Annotated in this window: 16 protein-coding genes; 7 read left to right on the top strand and 9 right to left on the bottom strand. The window is 53.9% G+C overall.

Annotation, left to right across the window (positions count from 1 at the left end; genetic code table 11):
• Positions 1 to 117 precede the first annotated feature (117 nt).
• Both YWK_RS0101345 and YWK_RS0101340 read right to left on the bottom strand, forming a co-directional pair.
• Complete coding sequence (locus tag YWK_RS0101345) at positions 118 to 1,728, bottom strand: APC family permease (RefSeq protein ID WP_026963367.1); 1,611 nt, start codon at positions 1,726 to 1,728, stop codon at positions 118 to 120.
• A gap of 273 nt (positions 1,729 to 2,001) precedes the next feature.
• Complete coding sequence (locus YWK_RS0101340) at positions 2,002 to 3,606, bottom strand: APC family permease (RefSeq protein ID WP_026963366.1); 1,605 nt, start codon at positions 3,604 to 3,606, stop codon at positions 2,002 to 2,004.
• A 285-nt stretch (positions 3,607 to 3,891) separates the two neighbouring features.
• On the opposite strand from YWK_RS0101340, the gene pyrD reads away from it, so the two are divergent.
• Both pyrD and YWK_RS0101330 read left to right on the top strand, forming a co-directional pair.
• Complete coding sequence (gene pyrD, locus YWK_RS0101335) at positions 3,892 to 4,977, top strand: dihydroorotate dehydrogenase (quinone) (protein WP_026963365.1); 1,086 nt, start codon at positions 3,892 to 3,894, stop codon at positions 4,975 to 4,977.
• A 140-nt stretch (positions 4,978 to 5,117) separates the two neighbouring features.
• Positions 5,118 to 5,726 (top strand): superoxide dismutase, encoded by a 609-nt coding sequence (locus tag YWK_RS0101330; RefSeq protein WP_026963364.1) that lies wholly within the window; start codon positions 5,118 to 5,120, stop codon positions 5,724 to 5,726.
• 101 nt (positions 5,727 to 5,827) lie between these two features.
• Here the strand turns inward: YWK_RS0101330 and yfbR are convergent, their stop codons facing one another.
• Positions 5,828 to 6,445, bottom strand: a complete 618-nt coding sequence (gene yfbR / locus YWK_RS17760) for a 5'-deoxynucleotidase (protein ID WP_051374868.1) — start codon at positions 6,443 to 6,445, stop codon at positions 5,828 to 5,830.
• Between the two features lie 733 nt (positions 6,446 to 7,178).
• On the opposite strand from yfbR, the gene iadA reads away from it, so the two are divergent.
• A complete protein-coding gene (gene iadA / locus YWK_RS17755) occupies positions 7,179 to 8,516 on the top strand; it encodes a beta-aspartyl-peptidase (RefSeq protein WP_035465666.1) in 1,338 nt (445 codons plus the stop codon).
• A 10-nt stretch (positions 8,517 to 8,526) separates the two neighbouring features.
• Here iadA and YWK_RS0101315 read toward each other — a convergent pair whose 3' ends face one another.
• Positions 8,527 to 9,492: a 2-hydroxyacid dehydrogenase gene (locus tag YWK_RS0101315; protein WP_026963363.1), complete on the bottom strand. Its 966-nt coding sequence runs from the start codon at positions 9,490 to 9,492 to the stop codon at positions 8,527 to 8,529.
• A 79-nt stretch (positions 9,493 to 9,571) separates the two neighbouring features.
• Between YWK_RS0101315 and rnz the strand changes: the two genes are divergently transcribed.
• Positions 9,572 to 10,483 carry a ribonuclease Z gene (gene rnz / locus YWK_RS0101310; protein ID WP_026963362.1) on the top strand — a complete coding sequence of 304 codons (912 nt, stop codon included), beginning with the start codon at positions 9,572 to 9,574 and terminating at the stop codon, positions 10,481 to 10,483.
• 1 nt (position 10,484) lies between these two features.
• Here the strand turns inward: rnz and YWK_RS22065 are convergent, their stop codons facing one another.
• Positions 10,485 to 10,679: a hypothetical protein gene (locus YWK_RS22065; RefSeq protein WP_026963361.1), complete on the bottom strand. Its 195-nt coding sequence runs from the start codon at positions 10,677 to 10,679 to the stop codon at positions 10,485 to 10,487.
• A 216-nt stretch (positions 10,680 to 10,895) separates the two neighbouring features.
• On the opposite strand from YWK_RS22065, the gene YWK_RS0101300 reads away from it, so the two are divergent.
• Positions 10,896 to 11,534, top strand: coding sequence for an SGNH/GDSL hydrolase family protein (locus YWK_RS0101300; protein WP_026963360.1), 639 nt, complete (start codon positions 10,896 to 10,898; stop codon positions 11,532 to 11,534).
• Between the two features lie 54 nt (positions 11,535 to 11,588).
• On the opposite strand, the gene mrdA is transcribed toward YWK_RS0101300, so the two are convergent.
• Together mrdA and YWK_RS0101290 are read right to left on the bottom strand one after the other, a co-directional pair.
• Positions 11,589 to 13,610, bottom strand: coding sequence for a penicillin-binding protein 2 (mrdA, locus tag YWK_RS0101295; protein WP_051374865.1), 2,022 nt, complete (start codon positions 13,608 to 13,610; stop codon positions 11,589 to 11,591).
• Positions 13,611 to 13,858: 248 nt separating this feature from the next.
• Positions 13,859 to 15,025 (bottom strand): C40 family peptidase, encoded by a 1,167-nt coding sequence (locus tag YWK_RS0101290; protein ID WP_035465770.1) that lies wholly within the window; start codon positions 15,023 to 15,025, stop codon positions 13,859 to 13,861.
• Between the two features lie 208 nt (positions 15,026 to 15,233).
• On the opposite strand from YWK_RS0101290, the gene YWK_RS20690 reads away from it, so the two are divergent.
• Both YWK_RS20690 and sigK read left to right on the top strand, forming a co-directional pair.
• Entirely contained in the window at positions 15,234 to 16,349 is a 1,116-nt protein-coding gene (locus YWK_RS20690) for a glycosyl hydrolase family 18 protein (protein WP_026963357.1), read from the top strand.
• Between the two features lie 173 nt (positions 16,350 to 16,522).
• Positions 16,523 to 17,260 carry an RNA polymerase sporulation sigma factor SigK gene (sigK, locus tag YWK_RS17745; RefSeq protein ID WP_051374862.1) on the top strand — a complete coding sequence of 246 codons (738 nt, stop codon included), beginning with the start codon at positions 16,523 to 16,525 and terminating at the stop codon, positions 17,258 to 17,260.
• Positions 17,261 to 17,434: 174 nt separating this feature from the next.
• On the opposite strand, the gene YWK_RS0101275 is transcribed toward sigK, so the two are convergent.
• Positions 17,435 to 19,015 (bottom strand): carboxypeptidase-like regulatory domain-containing protein, encoded by a 1,581-nt coding sequence (locus tag YWK_RS0101275; protein WP_026963356.1) that lies wholly within the window; start codon positions 19,013 to 19,015, stop codon positions 17,435 to 17,437.
• Positions 18,993 to 19,544 (bottom strand): RNA polymerase sigma factor, encoded by a 552-nt coding sequence (locus tag YWK_RS0101270; protein WP_026963355.1) that lies wholly within the window; start codon positions 19,542 to 19,544, stop codon positions 18,993 to 18,995. The genes YWK_RS0101275 and YWK_RS0101270 overlap by 23 nt, the downstream gene beginning before the upstream one ends.
• Positions 19,545 to 19,655: the final 111 nt, after the last annotated feature.

The following is a 19,655-nucleotide window of genomic DNA, read 5'->3' as shown; positions in this document are numbered from 1 at the left end:
ATACCTCCATAGCCAGGCGCTGATTGTCTTCGATAAGGTGCGTCATCGGCGCAAGCTACACAAAAAGACGGCACTGAGCATGAGGCTCAGCGCCGTTTGTGATGGTCAAACGGAAGTTTACACCGATGCAGTCGACCCTGGTGCAGCAATCACGTCGCCGCCCTCGACATGTTCAACGTCAAACACTGCTCTTGGCAATGCGGTTTTCACGCCCCAGTAGTAGACCACGACCGAAATCAGTGCAACAACGATTTGATCCCACGGACCTCTGATGGCACCCGTGCCTTCGAATGTACCGAAGTACGACAGAACAATCATGATGGCGAAATACACAATCAGCCACCAAGAAGACTTCACTTGCTGTGCGAGACTGACTTGTCCTTTCGGCACGGATTTGCTGAAAATCAGGTACAGAACGAACATGACCAACATGGACCCTAAAAGCCAGGAGTCGGTTTTCCAACCCGTCCAATAGATGATCTCAGACGCGATAATGAATGCCAGTGGGCTGATGATTCCCATGCCCTTCAAGTAGAACGGCCGCGCCAGGTCAGGTGCATTGTAACGGAATGCGTGGGCTGAAATCGGGCCGACAATGTAGGTCAACACAGTGGCGCTCGACACCACGCTAACCATTGCATCCCAAGATGGGAACGGCAACGTCCAGAACAGAGAGGCAAAAAATCCGAGCCACAGTGCCGCACGGGGAACCCCCGTCCTCTCGTCCACTTTGCCAAACACTTTGAAGAAGGTACCGTTCCGCGCCCAACCAAAGATGACGCGCGAGGTGGCGGACAAGTAGATGTTGCCTGTACCATTCGGTGAGACAATGGCATCAAACGTAATCAAACCGGCAAGCCAGCCAAATCCCAGCACAAGGGCGATGTCCCGGAACGGCAGGTTGAACTTCTGTTTGACAGTTCCCCATCCACCTGCCAGGTCGCTGGTCGGGATACCACCTACGAAAGCCAGCTGCAACAGAATGTACAGGCCTGCAGACAGCAACACGGCGAGAATGATAGCGACGGGAACCGTCCGTTGAGGATTTTTCGCCTCGCTTGAGAAGCCCACTGCTTGTTGAAATCCTAGAAAGGCAAATACAATACCGGCCGTGGAAACGGCAGTTTCAATACCACTGAAGCCGAACGGAGCAAATCCTTTCACAGAGAAGTTTGCACCGTGAAAACTCGTCAGAAGTACAATGACCGTAATAATAGGCACAATGAACTTGAACGCCGTGATAATGGTGTTTGCCTTCCCAAACACCTTGACACTCCAGTAGTTTAACAAGAAGAAAATGACGAGGAAGGCCAGTTGAACAAACCATCCCAGTACGGTAGGATGACCGGTCGTCGGGTCGGCCGTGAGTCCGGGCACCCAACCTCCCAAGTATTGACGTGCTGCTTCTACCTCAATGCCGGCAACACTGGAAAATGCGATGAGCGATGCAAATCCCATGAGATAACCAATAAGAGGCCCGTGAGAATAAACTGGGTACCGCACCGTGCCGCCGGCTCGAGGAATGGACCCACCAAGCTCGGCGTACACGAGACCAAGCAGGATCACTGCCACTGCACCAATCAACCACGAAATCCACGCGGCCGGCCCGGCTGTGTTCGCGACTTTCGCTGACGCGAACAACCAACCAGAGCCGATGATTGACCCCAGGCCCAGGAAAGTGAGGTCTACGAGCGTAAGTTGTTTTCTAAACTTCCCTTGTCCCTCCATAAATTTTCTCCTTTCGAAGTTAAACCTATTGATGTATTGTTGCGCCCACCGGACGCTAGAACACATTATAATTCATATTTCAGATAAATCAAATATTTTGTGCAATAGAGTAACTATAAAAATTTTTCCATTCGATACCTAGATTCCAAAGCCGAATCCTGAGACCACCGACGTCTGCGAGTCTAGGTTTTTCCTGCACCTTCTTCTTAGAACAAGTCAAGGGACGGCGTCTGCCGTCCCTTGACTATGCTGGGTGGTTATGCAAGTGTCAAATCAGGCTTGCACAAATTCCGGCGGTGCCTCGCCCTCCGTGTCCGTCTCGAACGACGGTTTCGGCAGCGCCGAGTTGACGCCCCAGTAGAACAGAATGATGGCACCGATGACCACGACCACGGTATCCCATTGACCTGGTATCCACGGGGATTTCATCGGACCAAACGAGCCGATGTACGACATCACCAGGATAAAGATGTAGTAGACGACGAGCCATGCGCCGGACTTCCAAGCCTGCTTCAGGCTTGCACGAGTGGAATCGTCTTTGTCGATAAATGCGAAGTACAAAACCAAAGCGCCCAGCGTTAAACCAATCAGCATGCTGTCGGTTGTCCAACCTGCCCAGTAAATGATACAGGTGGCCGCGATAAACGCCAGCGGGCTCAAAACGGAACCGCCCTTGAGCGTAAATGGGCGTTTCATATTTGGCATGGTCTTACGCATCGAGGTCATGGAAATAGGACCAATCATGTACGTCATGACCGTTGCAGATGTGACAGCATCTACGAGCTTTGACCAAGTGTCCGTACTGGGCGGCAAAATCCAAGCAACCGCCAACAGGAAGCTCAACCAAAGGGCAGCGCGAGGAACGCCTGTACGTGGGTCAACCTTCGCAAACCAGGAATAGAAGTGGCGGTTTTTGGCCCATGCGTAGAGTACGCGACCAGTACCCGAAAGGTAGATGTTACCAGTCCCAGCAGGTGAGATGACAGCGTCAACCAACAGAAGGGTCGACAACCAACTCAAACCGAGCGAACCCGCAATCCAGACAAACGGGTAGTTTGCGGACTTCGGCATGAAGTCAGCAACGTGCCCCCAGCCATTGGCCAGCGCGTTACTCGGAACAGCGCCAAGGAACGTCACTTGAAGCAGGATGTACACAATGGTACCGAGTGCAACAGCCATAATGATGGCGCGTGGAATATCGCGTTGGGGATTCTTCGCTTCAGCGCCAAAGTCGACCGCCTGGCGGAATCCGAGGAACGCGAAGACAATCCCCCCGCCAGCGATGGCCGTGAACACGCCTTCCGCACCACCTGGAGCGGCGCCCACCGCCGCGAAGTTGGCTCCCTTGAAGAAGAAGAACAAAGTGATGATGGTCACAGACGGAACCACGAATTTGAAGAACGTGATAATGGTATTAATCTTACCGAACACGTTCACGCTCCAATAGTTCAACAGGAAGAACAAAAGGAGAAGTACGATTTCAATGGTGCGACCGGTGAGAGATGGACCGCTGCTGCCCATCAGAGCGGGCCAGTAGTAGGATGCATGGCTGACGACCGCCTCAACTTCAATCCCAGCCACGCTAGAATACGCGAGCAATGATGCCATACCTGACAAAAAGCCAACCAGTGATCCGTGCGTGTATTCCGGATATCGAACAAATCCGCCAGCACGGGGCAGTGCCGCTGCCAATTCTCCGTATACCAGACCGATTAATAAGACCGCGATGGCACCGCCCACCCAGGCCAGCCATGCAATAGAGCCAGCGTACTTCGCTCCGTTCATGGACGCCATCAGCCAACCAGACCCGATGATGGAACCAAGCCCCAGGAACGTCAAATCGAGCAGGCTCAACTTCTTCTTAAACGTTCCTTCCATACCGTCTCTCCCTTCAATAAATAGTGTGAATAATCAGATACTTCTCTGCAAGATATGCGAGATATCGAATTTTATTATAAAGTACATTTCTAATAAATAAAATAACTTTCGTGAATTACGGAACCATGAAATATTTCCATCCGAAGGGAAGTTTTCTGCTGCAGATTGTATACTTTTCGTTCGACCTGGAAGGTTTTCAGCGCTGCCTTTCCCAGGCGCTCTCTATCGTGTTACACTGGATGGCAAATTTGAGATGCCGCGAAGTAAATTATTGGAGGTTTTTTCGTGTACCGCTTGATTCGCCCACTGCTGTTTCGAATGTCACCGGAAACAGCTCATCATCTCGTCTTGCGAGGGCTCTCCCTGGCTCCACGCTTCGCCGCGCTGGCGGCCCCGAAATTCACTGCGCCACAGGCGCTCAAACAACAGTTGTGGAACCTTTCCTTCCCACATCCCATTGGCTTGGCTGCTGGGCTCGACAAGGACGGAATCGCTGTCAATGGACTTCTTCGGTGTGGGTTCTCTTTTATTGAAGTAGGAACCGTGACCCCGAAACCACAACCTGGAAACCCATCGCCTCGGTTGTTTCGGCTCGTCGAAGACGAAGCACTGGTCAATCGCATGGGCTTCAATAATCAAGGCGCTGATGCATTAGGCCGCAATTTGTTGCGGCGCAAGCTACCTGGCGTGATTGGCGTCAACATCGGGAAAAACAAGACCACGCCCAACGCTCAAGCAGTCGATGACTACGTCCAATTGGTGGACAGATTGTACCGCGTGGCCGACTACATGACCGTGAACGTCAGCTCGCCGAATACACCTGGTCTGCGCGACCTGCAGTCGGAAGATTGGCTGATCCCGTTACTTCAAGCTGTCAAAGAGGCGCGCGACAAACAGTACCAAGCTCACCTCGACAAAGTTGTCCCACACTGGGTGCCCATCCTCGTCAAGCTCGCCCCAGATTTACCGGACACCACCCTGCGGTCGCTCGCAAGGCGTATGATTGACATCGGCATTGACGGATTGATTGCAACCAACACCACCATCGGGAGAGATGGCCTGTTGTCGCCATTGCAACGTGAAACAGGAGGACTCAGTGGTCGGCCACTTCGGAAGCGCTCGACAGAAGTGGTGTCCCTGCTCTATCAGGAGACTGCTGGACGGATCCCGATTATCGGAAGTGGAGGCGTGTTCTCGGCAGAGGACGCGTATGAAAAAATCCGTGCCGGTGCCAGCCTGGTGCAGGTGTACACCGGTTTTATCTACAAAGGGCCTCGATTGGTCAAAGAACTGGTAGACGGACTCGACCAATTATTGAAAGCTGATGGTTTTCGTTGCATTGTGGACGCTGTAGGTGCGGATCATCGATAATCCCCCGCGCATCCAGGGCCATGCCGCTCACCAGTTGTCCTTCATGCAACCCCTTGTGAAAACTGGAAAACCGTCGGCGAATGCGCTAAGATGAGAGATGGTAAGACCGTTGCAAGACTCAATCTATGGGAGGGATTGTCATGGCACACGAATTGCCGCCACTTCCGTACGCGTACAACGCTCTCGAACCTCATATCGACGAGCAAACCATGCAGATTCACCACGATAGACACCACGCTACATATGTGAACAACTTGAATGCAGCTTTGGAAGGACATGCGGACCTGCAGAACAAACCGTTGGAAGAATTGCTGGCATCGTTGGATTCCGTTCCGGAGAAAATCCGCACGGCTGTCCGCAACAACGGCGGCGGTCACGCGAACCACACGCTGTTCTGGGAAATCATGAGCCCGAACGGCGGCGGTCAACCGACCGGTGCGCTGGCGGACGCAATTAACTCCACGTTCGGCAGCTTCGAAAACTTCAAGGCCGAGTTCACCAAAGCTGCTACGGGCCGCTTCGGAAGCGGTTGGGCATGGCTGGTCGTGGACAACGGCAAGCTCGCTATCACCAGCACACCGAACCAGGACAACCCCATCATGGAAGGTAAAACGCCCATCTTGGGATTGGACGTCTGGGAACACGCCTACTACCTCAAGTATCAAAACAAGCGCCCGGACTACATCGCTGCGTTCTGGAACGTGGTGAACTGGGCGGAAGTCAACAAGCGCTACGAAGCTGCGAAGTAAATCGTTCGCGTCAAACCGGGGAGGTCGCAGAACCTCCCCGGTTTTTGTTTCCATATCGCATTGCACGGTTCAGCCTGTCCGTCGAGAAGGCCCCCTCTCACCTAGTCGTCGCCTAATGTTCGCTCCTGCAGATACCTGTATTCGTCCACGCTCCGCTCAAACGCGGGTAGAAACACATCCATAAAGTACCCCACCGCAGGCATGGTCTCAGCGTACTTACGGCATGCTTGAGCAATTTGGTCATGGGCAATGGCGAAGTCTTGGTTGCCTCGGCGCAGTTCCTGCTTGCACTTGCAGAGGGCGTCCAGTTTGTCCGCTGCGTGCACGTAGTTCCGCACCGCCTCGCGCTCCCTATCAAACGCACGGGCATACCCCCCCTTTAAGGAAGCGGGCAACGTATCTAGAATTTGTTCTTCCGCAATGGCTTCCAGTTGCGCGAACGCGCGTTCAATGACTGGGCTGTACTTCTTCACTGGGGCCACGACGTCGGTGAGAATACTCTCCGTCGCATCGTGGTACAGCGCCGCCACGAGCACTTCTTCTGTAGGGGGGTTCTGATGAAACACGTGTTTATCGATTTCGCACAAGGCGTGCGCAATGAGTACCACTCCGAACGTATGTTGCGCCACGTCTTCCGGTTGGACCGCCGTCATGCCACTCCATCTCGCGGTGGACCGCAAGCGATTTAGAAGCGCAAAAAAGGGACTTGGCGTCTGCAAAATGACATTCCTCCTACGATATTCAGTGTTGCGACACTGCCAACAACGAGTCACGTCTCAACTGTTCCGCCTACTACTATACACTTAGCCCACGTCCGCGGGTGGATACGGGGAGTTTGAGGCTAACTTCTTCGAATCTCGACGTTTCTTTGAAAAACATATAAAATTACAACGGAAATATAATATCCCGGCATTTATACACATGACCTCATTCAGTAATCGGTTGAACAGCGGACAACAAGGGTTGACTCAAGATAATGCGCGGGCAGGGTCACCGTAGCGGACTGCATATTCGATAACACCGGTTAAATTATCGAAATTATCACTCTTAGTTCGATTGTCGTTTGACTGAGTGATTATCTCGAGAGGCGTGAAGCGCATCGACGCAGGGACAAGCCTGAGCGCCTTTTATATGAGCCCACCCATCCTATGCTATCTATTTTGTTTGTCGGAATGCCTGGCATCAAAGCGAGGAGTCTGTGAAAGCCTTTCAACAGTACGACGTTCAAGCCATTCGCTGGTCGCAGAGAAATGAATTTCTCCCTCGACTTACGGCATAGGCCCATTCAATCTTCATGGCCCTTCGGGGCTTTATTCTTTTATTGTAACAATATTCCCCTATATTACCATCGCCCTTGTCCTCGTACGCAAACATCTCTCCGGCCCGCGCGGGTTTGTAGGGCACGGAGATAGGAAACACTGGACCTGAACCAGTAGAGTCCAGGAGGTCCTCATGAATTCGACGTTAACGCTGATTCAACATGCAAACATCTACGCACCGCAGCCCCTCGGTGTCCGCGACGTCTTGTTGGGCGGCGGGCAAATCCTCGCGGTTGGGGAAGACCTCTCGTTCCACGGCAACATTCCGAACCTGGACATTGTGGACGGGAAAGGCTTGTATCTGTTCCCCGGACTGATAGATCAGCACGTCCACATGTCCGGAGGCGGTGGCGAAGGCGGTTTTCACTACCGCACGCCTGAGATTTCGCTCAGCCACATCACAACGGCTGGTGTCACCACCCTGGTGGGTGTCCTCGGCACTGACGGCATCACTCGATCCACGCGTGAACTGCTCGCGAAAGCGAACGGGCTCGATTTCGAAGGCGTCACCACCTACATATACTGCGGCGCTTACCAAGTGCCCACGCGGACCATCACGGGCACCCCGCGCAGCGACATCGTACTCATTGACAAGGTCATCGGCGTCGGCGAAATTGCCATTTCCGACTCCCGTTCTAGCCATCCCAGTGAACATGACATCGCTGAACTCGCCAGTGAAGCCCGCGTTGGCGGACTGCTCGCCGGCAAAGCTGGCGTCTTGCACATTCACGTCGGAGACGACGACAGCAAACTCGCCATCCTGTTTGACGTTCTGAAGAAGACAGATCTGCCGATGTCTGTGTTTACCCCAACGCATCTCAACCGCAATCCTGACCTGCTCCAGGAGGCTATCACCTACGGCAAGCAAGGCGGATATGTCGACGTCACCTCTGGCATCCGCCCGGACGAACACGACCACATTTCCGTAAAGCCGTCGAAAGCCATTCGCATGCTGTTGGATGCTGGCGTACATCAGGGACTCATCACCATGAGTTCGGACAGCAACGGTAGCTCCCCCATCTTTGACGACCGCGGGAAGCTGGTTGCGATGGGCATCGGATCGATAGCCACGTTATGGGAGGAGACACGAGATGTCATTGTCCAGGAAGAAGTGCCCGTAGAGGTCGCCGTCCGGATTGTCACGCGCAACGTCGCGCGCGTGCTGAAGCTAGGTCAAAAAGGGGCCATTCGAGAGGGAATGGACGCGGACCTGTTCCTCGCAGACGAACAGTTCCAAATCAGACATGTGTTTGCCAAGGGGCGACAGGTGGTCCAAGACGGAAATCCGATTGTTTTTGGCACCTTCGAACACGCGGATCGCGTTCCAGGGTCCCCCGGGGCAAAGGCGGAAACCGGCAAGGTCGATAAGGGTCGTGGGCGGGCAAACATCTCACCAAACGAGGATGATCCAGACGATTTTCCAGACGCGACAGAACGCCAAAAACGCAGCCGCCGCGGTTACTGCTGCTAACGTGCGAGCGTCAAACGGGGGTGAGCGGCGGTTCACGGCGCAGAACCGCGAGGAGGTTCTCGGCAGCCAAGCGAGCCATTTTCATCCGCGTCTGAACGGTCGCAGACCCGATGTGGGGTAACAACACGACGTTGTCCAGCGTCGTCAGAGGGTGGTCCTTTGATAGCGGCTCTTCACTGAACACGTCAAGGCCGGCCGCCCAAATCCGTCGCTCTTTCAAGGCGCGATATAATGCGTGTTCATCCACCACAGGCCCCCGCGCCACGTTGATCAGCACGGCGGTTGGCTTCATGTAGGACAGTTCGCGTTCTCCAATCATGCCGTGCGTCTCTTCCGAGAGGCTGACCACAACGACGACGTAATCGGAGACAGACAGCAACGTCGGCAGATCTGTGTAGCGACACCCGTAATTGCGTTCGGCTTCTGGCTTTTGGCTTCGGCTATAGTACAAGACATTCATCCCAAAGCCACGTGCGCGGCGGGCCACAGCTTCGCCAATGCGCCCCAGGCCGACGATTCCGAGCGTGGTCCCGTACACGTCTTGTCCGGCCAGCAAGAATGGGCTCCACGACTGCCAGAGACCGTTGCGAACGAATCCATCCGCTTCGGGAATGCGGCGGGCCGTTGCAAGCAACAATCCAAACGCCAAATCCGCCGTGGTTTCCGTCAAGACATCCGGCGTATTCGTGACCACAACTCCGCGCGATTTTGCGGCACTCACGTCGATGTTGTCAAAACCCACCGCCATGTTTGAAATCACCTGAAGCGACGGCCCTGCTGCGTCCATGACCTGTTCATCAATCCTGTCGGTCAGCATGCTCAAGATGCCATGCACACCGCGCACGCCTTGCAGCAACGAACTACGAGGCACGGGGACCTCACTGGAGGAATGAACCGTGAGGCAGGTCTCTGCTTCGAGCATTTGTATGATGGCTTGTGGCAATCGCCGGGTGAGGTAAACGGTCGGCTTCGGCAAACTGTCTTCCCCCTTCAAACGTCCGATTCGAGTAGACTGTGGATATCAGATCAATTCCATCCCCGAGGGGGTCATTGATATGGAGCTGTTGTTCCTCGGTACCGGTGCAGGTCTGCCTGCGAAGTCTCGAAACGTCAGTGCCATCGCCCTGCAACTTCTACAGGAAAGGGGCACAGAATGGCTGTTTGACTGCGGGGAAGGAACCCAACACCAAATTTTACGAGCGCCCGTCAAACTGCATCGGTTGGAGAAGGTGTTCATCACACACCTCCACGGTGACCACATCTTCGGGTTACCTGGACTGCTCTCCAGTCGCTCTTTTCACGGCGCACCATCGCCTCTTCAGGTATACGGGCCGCCGGGTCTTCGGTCTTTTGTTGAATGCGCGCTGTCCATCAGTTCAACGCACCTGACCTATCCCGTGGAGTGGGTTGAAGTACGCCCAGGCGTCGTCTGGTCGGATGAACGCTTTGAAGTCCGTTGCGAGCTGCTTGACCACGTCGTCCCTTCATACGGATACCGAGTGACTGAACGAGACAAGCCCGGAGCGCTGCGGAGCGATGCTCTGAAAGCACTGGGTGTACCACCGGGTCCCATCTACGGCACGCTGAAAGCTGGGGGACGCGTCGTCTTAGAGAACGGCACTGTCCTCGACGGACGTGAATTTCTGGATCCGCCCATTCCCGGTCGCACACTGGCGATTCTCGGAGACACGCGGCCGTGCGCATCTGTACGAACGTTGGCCCAAGATGCAGACGTGCTTGTACACGAGTCCACATTTCACAGTGACTTGGCTCCACTGGCACATCAGTATGGGCACTCCACAGCTTTAGATGCGGCCAAAATGGCACACGAGGCAGGTACACACGCGCTCATTTTGACACACATCAGCGCTCGCTACCAAGACGATGTGACCCACTTGCTCGACGAAGCTCGCGCTGTACACCCCAACACCTACGTGGCAACAGATTTCTGGACATATGCGTTCTAATTCACGATGGCGAATTGGGCGTCTTATTCGCCTCCGCCACCTTTTGCGCGATGTCTGGCCGCGGATCCCAGCAGTGAAACTTGTAAAACGTTTTCGTCTCGTACCCAAGGCGCCGACAACGTGGCTGTGGGCGCCCATCCACGCGCGACATTTCAAAATGCCGACAGGTCGCACAACAGTGGTAGTCCTTTGTCATGCAGTATCTCCCTCTCCCAACTGTTGACCTTAGTCTACCATAGGCCGCTTTGCACTTGGTTAGGTGTAGGTGTTCCCACATATCGGACACCCGCTGGGTACATCCCTGTGCGTCTATGTGCCTCGTACCACACATTAGGTGTACACCGTTTCGTCGTTGACGATGGCTGCGTTAACTAGAGGGAAAACACTTCTAGCGCAGCGAGGTGACAGTCGCTTGTTTCTATACACGGCACTTGGAGACTCCATCACGGCAGGTCAACGTGCGACAGCGCCAACGTTTGCATATCCACTTCGACTGGTATCCATGCTGCGCCACCGAAACATTCCCGCTGTTGGCGCAGTACTGGCCAATCCAGGTTGGACCAGTTCGGCACTGCAATCCGCTGTATTGGAAAATCCCACGGACTACTTGTCGCGTGCCAACACCATCTCCATCTGGATTGGCGGCGACGATATCGCCTTTACAGGCCTCGCGCTGCTCGAAGGTGCGCCTCGGAGTGTCGTTCCTCAGGCTCTTCGCAGCTACGGAGTACGTACGGGACAACTCGTAGGCGCCATCCGCAAAATCAGCAAAGCCAAAGTCATTCTGTGTACACAGTACAATCCATTCCCGAACAGCCCTTTGGCGGCAGAAGCCATTCGTGCCCTCAACCATGTCACAGCCACCGTTGCCTCCCGTACGGGCGCCATCGTCGCCCCTGCCCACAAATGGTTCGCGGGACGCGAAGCAGCACTCATTGCCGGTTACCGTACAGGTCGATTAGAAGACGGCGTGCGCGGTGGTCAACTGCCAGTTCACCCCAATGATGCCGGACACCGCGTCATTGCCGACGGATTGTTGCCGCTTCTGTGACAAATCCGTTCACGTGACACCCGTCACAACAAAAAATGAGAGTGGCAACCACTCTCATTTTTTGGATTCTGGAATTGTGTAGGCTGGGCTCTTTGTCCAATCCGCCGGCACTTTCGTGTCCAGCCACTGGTTTTTCGGAAAGAACTCGTGGCGTTCCTGAAAGTACGTGTTGAACATCTTTTCAGCCACAGGTGCTGCCGATTCGGCACCGTATCCGGCACCAGGCACCATGACGGCTACAGCAATTTGTGGGTTGTCGTACGGGGCATATGCGATGAAGACAGAGTTGTCGACTTTTTTCCCGTGAACGGTAATTTCCGCGGTGCCCGTCTTGCCTGCGGCCTTGTAGGAATCGTTGTTAAACACGCCGTACGCAGTGCCGCCTGGACTGTACAATGCTGCGTACATCCCTTCCTGAGCAATCTTGAAATACTCTGGATTGGCCTTCACGACATTTTCCACGACGGGTTGAATGACGGTGGGTTTCGATCCGTCCTGCGGAATGATTTCTTGCACGACGTGCGGTTTTAACCGCTTCCCATTGTTTGCAATCGTCGCGACGTACTGAGCGAGTTGAATGGGCGTAAACTGCTGCGACTGCCCAATGCCTGCGAACGCCAAGTCAACGGGCGATCCATACATCGGATATTGCCCCGTCTTTTTCAGGGTATCTTCCGCTTGCTGCAAATGGAACGGTACGCGCGCCATTTGCTGTCTCGAATCTTCCACATAGAAAGTGCCTTGTTCCTCGTATGGCAAATCAATGCCCGTGATTTGGCCTAACCCAAAGTCCCATTCGCCCTTGAACAGGTTGGTGATGCCCTGCGCGAAACTGGTATTGAGCCAGTGCTGGTAGTTGCTGACGCCTCCGAACCACTTGCCCATGTTGAGACCCAGTTCATAGAAAAACGTGTCACACGACACACCAATCGCCTTAATGGGATCCACCCATCCATGAGACATGCCGTCGTCACTCAAAGTCGCTTGGCCCACTCGCGTGATCATATGGTCCTGAATGACAGTACTTGGGCTGATGGCGCCAAGCTGAAGTCCGGTAATCAGATTCGCCGGTTTGACCGTGGATCCTGGGTACATCGGGCTCTGAATGGCGTGATTCATTTGAGCCGACGTCGTGCTCAAATACGTCGCGTGCTTTGCCGCTGAAACTCCGTCCGCGAACCAGTTCGGATCGACGTATGGGTAGCTCACCATCGCGAGAACACCGCCGGTCTTTACGTCAATGGCCACAGCCGACGCATCGTCAATCTCATCTTTGTACTTGGACTGATTGATCATGTTGATGATCTCGTTTTGCGTCTCCGCCTGAAGTCTTCCGTCGATGGTCAACCTGAGGTTGTCCCCAGGCTTGGGCTGCGGTGAGAATCCGAGCGACGTCACACTGCCGTCGGTCTGGTTCACGGTTGTAAACTCATAACCAACGGATCCCTGCAATTGGTGTTCGTACTCCAACTCGAGACCGGCGCGTCCCACAATCTGCGTATTGATATATCCTAATTGCTTGTATTTGGCTTCGTCTTCCTTTGTGATCTTGCCGGTGTACCCCAGCACCTGCCCTGCCAGGTCTCCAAACGGGTACACTCTCTGGGACTCGGCAACCACTTCAACGCCTGGCAGCACGGATTTGTGCTCCTGAATGTAAGACAACTGTTTCTCTGTTAACTTCGTCGCTAAGCGAACGGAAGCGTATGCCGTATCGCCCGTCATGGTACTCAGGAGCTTACCTCTGGAAATTCCCAATACCCCTGCCAATTTGTCTGCCAACTGAGCGTACGTGTTGTGGTTCATCATGGAGGTTCTCGTCAAATATAGGCTGTACACAGGTGCATCGTACGCGAGGAGATTGTTGTTCGCGTCGTAGATCTTGCCCCGAACAGGTAGAACAGGGACCTTTACGTATTGGAAATTGGCCGCCTGCACGCGGTAGTACTCACCTTTTGTGATTTGTAGATACCCCATTCGAGCAATCAGGGAAGCAAATGAGAGAAAGATCATCCCGTATATGAAGGACGTTCTACCCGCGCGGGGAGGCTTCTCAGGTTTACCCATCTCATTCATCGCAGAGTCTCCTGTATCATGGAATGATTTTATTATAAAAGAGATGTTCTCTTGTGCTCATCGTAATATGTGACGAGGATGAGAAACCTGAATGCCCACGCAGCGTGCATCTCGTGAAAGGTTTTCCCTTGGATGTATGAACGATGATAGAGAGAGAGAAATTGTTCGGGGATGGAGCGTGGTGATGCGCTGATGGTTGGCGCAACGCCAGAACAAGGGCCAGGGCCAAAGCGCCCTGACCCTCGTTTTCAGCCTGCGTTCATGACGCGCCTTGCGCCGATGTAGCGCGAAGACCAGTACGGGTTAGAAAGCGATGTAATCATCAATCCTGCGTCTTCCGCATTGATCATCATCCCGTTGCCGATGTAAATCCCCACGTGCGTTGCGCCGGGTGCGTACGTGCTGAAGAAGACCAAATCACCCGGTTGTAAATTGCCCTGCGAAACCGGAATCCCTTGGGCAAATTGTTCGGCAGCGGTGCGGTTGAGCGAAATGCCGAAATGGTTGAACACGTACTGCGTAAAGCCTGAACAGTCGAAGCCTGGGTTGGGTGTGGTTCCACCCCAAACGTATGGCAGGCCGATGAACTGCTCTGCATAATGGATGAGAGCATTCGCGTTGACGTTGGTAAAGCTGCTTTTTGTCTGAGCGATATAAGTCGGGTTTTGTACCTTGGTTTCAGCAGCCGCAGTTTCGGCGATAATTTGTTGAATTTGTGCCTGTGTCATTTTCAGCTGGCTTTCCAGTGTATACTTCGAATTTTTGTCCTTCTGCTCACGACTCTGGATGTTGCGGAGCGCGGCAGATTTCGCTTGTTTCAAAGAATTGTCAACCGATTGAAGCTGTAAAAGTTGGGCGCGACGCTGTTCCAGCTGCTTCTTGTCTGCGTCCAGCGATTTGTGCTGTGCCACGAGCTCGTGTTGGAGGTTCGCCACGGTATTGACGATGTCATGCTGTTGTTGACCAACCATGGCCATTTCACTCAAGCGGCTTAGAAAGTCAGAGAAGGACTGAGCGCCAAACAGCACATCTATGTAACTTTGGCTCCCACTTTCATACATATACTTCAGTTGGTCCGCCAATTCGTTTTCTGAGTGCGTGAGATCCGCTTGATTCTGCTGAATTTTTGCTTCCAGCGCATTCACTTTGTCTAATATTTCGGAGTACTGTTTCTGGTTTTCGCTCAATGAAGCGCTCACAGTGCGGAGAGAAGCGGTGAGCGAGTCAATTTGCTTCTGGTATGTGGACTCCTGCTGTTTGTCTTTCTCGATTTGCTGTTGCATCTGGTTGACTTGCGACTCTAGTTGCTTCGCTTGATTTTTCTTCTGGGTTAAGGAATCGGCATACGCCGTTGTCATGGAAGCGGTTGCCACACAAACCGCCACTGTCCCTGCAATCCATTTCCGTCTACTCAATAAAATCACCACGTTATCCCATTTTTGGACATGCCGTCGTTACATGCCGGATATAGTGACTATTCGACACAAGCGGGCGATTTCCTTGTTTTATTGTCGGATTTTTAGATGTGTAAAGGTTTTGCCACATTTTCGTTACGAGACTTCACGTGCTCCACCAGAATCAGGTAGGCGGAGAACCTAGACAGGACTGAGGATTCCGAGGAGAATGGAGATACTCGCAGTACAAGCCATGCGCGTGCTCGATACGGAAACAACGCGGAAAGGTGATGTCGTGAAAAAATCTCCATCGTTTGTCATCCCACTGTCCGTCATCACTGTGTTGGCCACGGCACTTCTGCTGTCCAACAAGGCACGCCCGGATCAAACCAGTGAGTCAACGGGCCATCCATCCAAGCCATACCAAACCAACGTGTTGGTGTACACGGTGGACTACGCAAGTCAGACGAATACCTATCGCGACATGATGGCGCATAAAAGCGATATTAACATGGAGTCGGACGTTGCATTTCAAGTCCAAAAAGATGGGTCCCTCAAAGGTACAGCCCCCAAGGCAACCGGGATCCTACGTTATGCCTGTGTTGAGAATCTGACAAACGGAACCTTTGACCCGAAAATGATTGGACATATCTTACACGACGCATCATTATCGAAGAAATTGCAGGACAATCTAATCAAACTGGCTCTAACGAATGGCTATGCGGGCATTCAGTTGGACTTTGAACAGCTGCACCCGAACGACGAAATGCCGTATGTCCACTTCTTGAAATCACTGCACCAGAAGACACAGCAGCGAGGTATTTCCTTGTCTGTCGCTATCTCTCCGTCCATCGGAAACGACCAACTGGAAAAAGGAATCGGAGACAACGCAGATCAGGTGGTTTTGATGACGTACGATTACTCCTATCCGGGGAGCCATCCTGGGGCTGTCGCACCAACCTGGTGGGTGAAGTCGGTCCTCGACTACGAGACCGCCGTGATTCCGAGGGACAAGATATTTCTTGGCATCAACGCGTACGGGTATACTTGGGGGAATTCCAAAGGCACCGCGGTTGGCCTGGTCAACGTAGACAAAGTCAACAAGAAGTACCACGCCACCGAACACTTCGACACTGTGAACGATGCACCATATTCGACGTATCAGAGCAACAACAAAGACTATGTATTCTACTACGAGAATCAGCAGAGTTTGACCGATAAGATGAACCTCGCCAAAGCGTACGGATTGCATGGGATTGCCATCTGGCGAATTGGGCTGGAAAACGACGAACTGTGGAAAGCCGTCGAGGCCTATAAGAAACAGAGCCTCGAATCATCAGGATAAGGACGACTAGACTACACGCTTTGCGTTGCCTTTTCATTCAATGGTCATGACGATACGCCACGGTTTACCCACTTCAGGTACACCATCCCCCCACAAGCGCACACACCGTTCCCTCCGGGCCAGCATACGGTATTACATCCTGCCTTGCAACATGGCCCGGAGGTGTTCTGTCCTTGCTTTCACTGACCTTGGCAGTAGCGTCGCTCGTGCGCGATGTTGCACTTGTGACAGGGTATGTCAACCAGTCATTCCCGCAACCTTTAAATAAAAAACAGGAAGCGGAATACTTTGAACGCTGGCTTCATGGGGACCGCAACGCATATCAAGCGCTGATTGAGCACAACCTCCGACTCGTTGCACACGTCGCAAAAAAGTTTGACTCGTCGGGCATAGATCACGACGATCTCATTTCCATTGGCACAGTCGGCCTGATCAAAGCGGTGGAGACATTCCAGCCCACCAAAGGCACGAAGTTTGCCACGTACGCAGCACGGTGCATTCAGAATGAGATTCTGATGCAGTTGCGCGCGTTGAAAAAAACGAGAAAAGATGTGTCGCTCAGTAGTCCCATAGGTACGGACAAGGAAGGCAACGAGATCACCATCGGGGACGTGCTTGGCTCAGATGCCGACGGCACAGAGGAAGAGGTTAGTAAGCGCATCGAAATTACCAATATGATGAAACTGATGAACATCCTTGATGAACGAGAGCGACGCGTCATAGAACTTCGGTTCGGCCTGGCGGATGGCAAAGAGTGGACCCAGAATGAAGTCGCAGACACGCTGGGTATCTCGAGGTCCTACGTATCCAGGTTAGAGAAGCGCGCCTTGCTGAAGATGTTTCATCAGTCTTATGCAGGTCGACGAAAGCGAAAACCGTTTGTGTACCGACCACACGCCAAAGACAACTGAAATATACCGCGGGAAGGCTTTTCGAAAACAATCACGTTTCTGAGCGCTTCAAAACAGTAGATGGCTCATTTCTGTGCTGCCAGTGCTCGGGAAATAGCCATGAATCCCCGTATCACAATCCGTTGGATACGGGGTCTGCATCTTGTATCGTACGCAACGGGTCCGGAACGCAGGTCAGCGGGTGTCCCCAGAAGATACGGCGAGGTTGTATACTTGCTCGGCTTCGGCCTGAGAAGGCGTACACATCCCCGGCACCTCCGTTGGCGCATTTGCATCGGTGCCATGGTGCGCTGCGCGCCAGGCGACGGACTCCATACGCACGAGGATGTCTCGTCGTGCCCCCGACGGCACAGGCTGCATGAGTCCGACAGCGGGAACAAATCCGTCCTTCAAGACGGCAATCCCAGCAATGGGCGTCCCATCCACGGTCCGCCAATCCGGAATTCCAGACGCATCCACCGACACACGTCCGGATGCCGACGTGATTCCGTAGCCCGTGATCCGTCCACCTGCAATGACTGCGACTTCCGCCTGTGCGACAGGTTTCCCGTCCTCGTCTTTCACGATGAAATCGAGCTCTGCATCCCCTGCTCCGCGTTCATTCACCTGACCCGTCGAGACGGCGCTTTGCACCATTCGTTCTGCACCGCATACGAATCCATCCCACATCCGTAAACCGTAATCTCCCTGCGCTCCATCTCCAGAAATTCGCACACGGCCAGTGGTCGCTGGTGTCATGGTCAATTGCACGTGGTATGTGGTCGAGCCAAACGCGAACACGCCGAGGCCGTAGTAGACTTGTGGCTGATAGCCATCCTTCCACGCGACCACCGTGATCACGCCCTGCGGGGGCCAGGCCGGTGCAGTGAACGTCCCAAACAGCAACGGATCCTGCGGTACCTGTACGTCCACGGAAGGAGTCTTGCCTTCGGCGTCGGTCACGACAGACGTTTGCACCTGTCCGTTGGTCAACAGCGCGACGTGAACATTCGGCAGCGGCTGTCCTGCCGGATTGACCACACGGACCTGAACAGCTCCTGCCACAGTCGCTGGCCCCATGAGTGCTGCAGGACTGAGGGATGAACTACCGGTCGCATTCGGTGATGGTTTGGGACTCTGGCCGACTTGCCCCTGAAACACAGTCTGCTCTTCCACCTGTGGCACTGCTGCTTTTGCCACGCGCTCGTCGGCATCGTTCGCGGCAAGCATCGAAGGCATCACGGCGGAAACGCATTCATCGGCAGAGTCATGTACGCTGTTTCCCCACGTAGCTGTCGGTGCCTGCGCGGCGCTCTGCAGCGCCTGGGTCGATGCGGAGGTGGGCGGTGTCGAGGACTGGGCGGCGTTTGCGACAGACCCACCATCCCCTCCCATCGCGACAGTACTGGACGCACTGTTCACACACCCCGTATCACTTGTGCCGTGTAGTCCAAGCCCTGCGGCAATCGCGATGACCGCTGCGGCAGCAACCCCCGAGGTCAGAAGCGTCCACCGCTTCAGAAGGCGGCGTGGCGATGGCCCAGCAGTCGTGGCAGACAGCGGTCGCAGCGTGGTCAACAGCCGGTCCACGGCGTCCTCAGAGGGGTTCGGTACCGACTCCGTAAAAGCCGTGACGAGAGACTCGTGCAGGTTCCACGCCTGATTCCATCTTTCGGAACACTCAACGCAGAGGCGGAGGTGAGCAAGAGTGGATTCATTCGCAGTGCGATCCCCGTCCACGTAAGCCCATACATCATCCCAACTGAGATGATCCACCCTGCCCCCTCCTTTCCATCATTTCCATGACTTTGTGCCTGGCGCGCGACATTCTGGTGCGCACCGTACCGGCTTTCATGCCCAGTACTGCACCAATTTCCTCGTAATCAAACTGATGAACGTGGCGAAGCAGCAAAATTTCTCGATCCGGGTCTCCGAGTTCATCCAACACTTCCATCAATTCTGCCGAGGTCTCCTTCTGCAAGTACTGCTCTTCTGGACCTGCAAAATCGGCAGCCCACAGATCAGACACCAGCTCCAACGGCGTGATCACTCGCTTTGTCCTTTTGCGCCGCAGCCAGTCGTAGCAGTGGTTCCGCGCGATCTGCGCCAAATACGCACGAAAACTCCCGCCTCGAAACAGCGACAAGGAATTGTACGCTTTCATCAACACTTCCTGAACGAGGTCATCCACCTCATTCGGATTTCGCGTGATATGATAAACCAGGTTTCTTACGAGCACCTCATGCGTGCGCAAACATCCGTGTTCACAAATCGGTTCGCCGCAGCCGGTATCGGGACACCGCATGGTGATTCTCCTTACATTGCCAGGTGATCTGGTCTGGGTACCGGCACGTCGCGTAGTCCAATGCCCGCAATCAGTGTTCGTATGTATAAAGACGTAATCTTGGCCGACTCG

The organism is Alicyclobacillus pomorum DSM 14955 (genome assembly GCF_000472905.1).
GTDB classification, from domain to species: Bacteria; Bacillota; Bacilli; order Alicyclobacillales; family Alicyclobacillaceae; genus Alicyclobacillus_A; species Alicyclobacillus_A pomorum.
Note: the sequence above shows the minus strand (reverse complement) of the source record. Positions and strands in the feature narration are given on the sequence as shown.

Coding starts and splice junctions, on each gene's coding strand:
- YWK_RS0101345 (WP_026963367.1), bottom strand. CDS start 1,728: ATGGAGGGACAAGGGAAGTTTAGAAAACAACTTACGCTCGTAGACCTC.
- YWK_RS0101340 (WP_026963366.1), bottom strand. CDS start 3,606: ATGGAAGGAACGTTTAAGAAGAAGTTGAGCCTGCTCGATTTGACGTTC.
- YWK_RS0101330 (WP_026963364.1), top strand. CDS start 5,118: ATGGCACACGAATTGCCGCCACTTCCGTACGCGTACAACGCTCTCGAA.
- iadA (WP_035465666.1), top strand. CDS start 7,179: ATGAATTCGACGTTAACGCTGATTCAACATGCAAACATCTACGCACCG.
- rnz (WP_026963362.1), top strand. CDS start 9,572: ATGGAGCTGTTGTTCCTCGGTACCGGTGCAGGTCTGCCTGCGAAGTCT.
- YWK_RS22065 (WP_026963361.1), bottom strand. CDS start 10,679: ATGACAAAGGACTACCACTGTTGTGCGACCTGTCGGCATTTTGAAATG.
- mrdA (WP_051374865.1), bottom strand. CDS start 13,610: ATGAATGAGATGGGTAAACCTGAGAAGCCTCCCCGCGCGGGTAGAACG.
- YWK_RS20690 (WP_026963357.1), top strand. CDS start 15,234: ATGGAGATACTCGCAGTACAAGCCATGCGCGTGCTCGATACGGAAACA.
- YWK_RS0101270 (WP_026963355.1), bottom strand. CDS start 19,544: ATGCGGTGTCCCGATACCGGCTGCGGCGAACCGATTTGTGAACACGGA.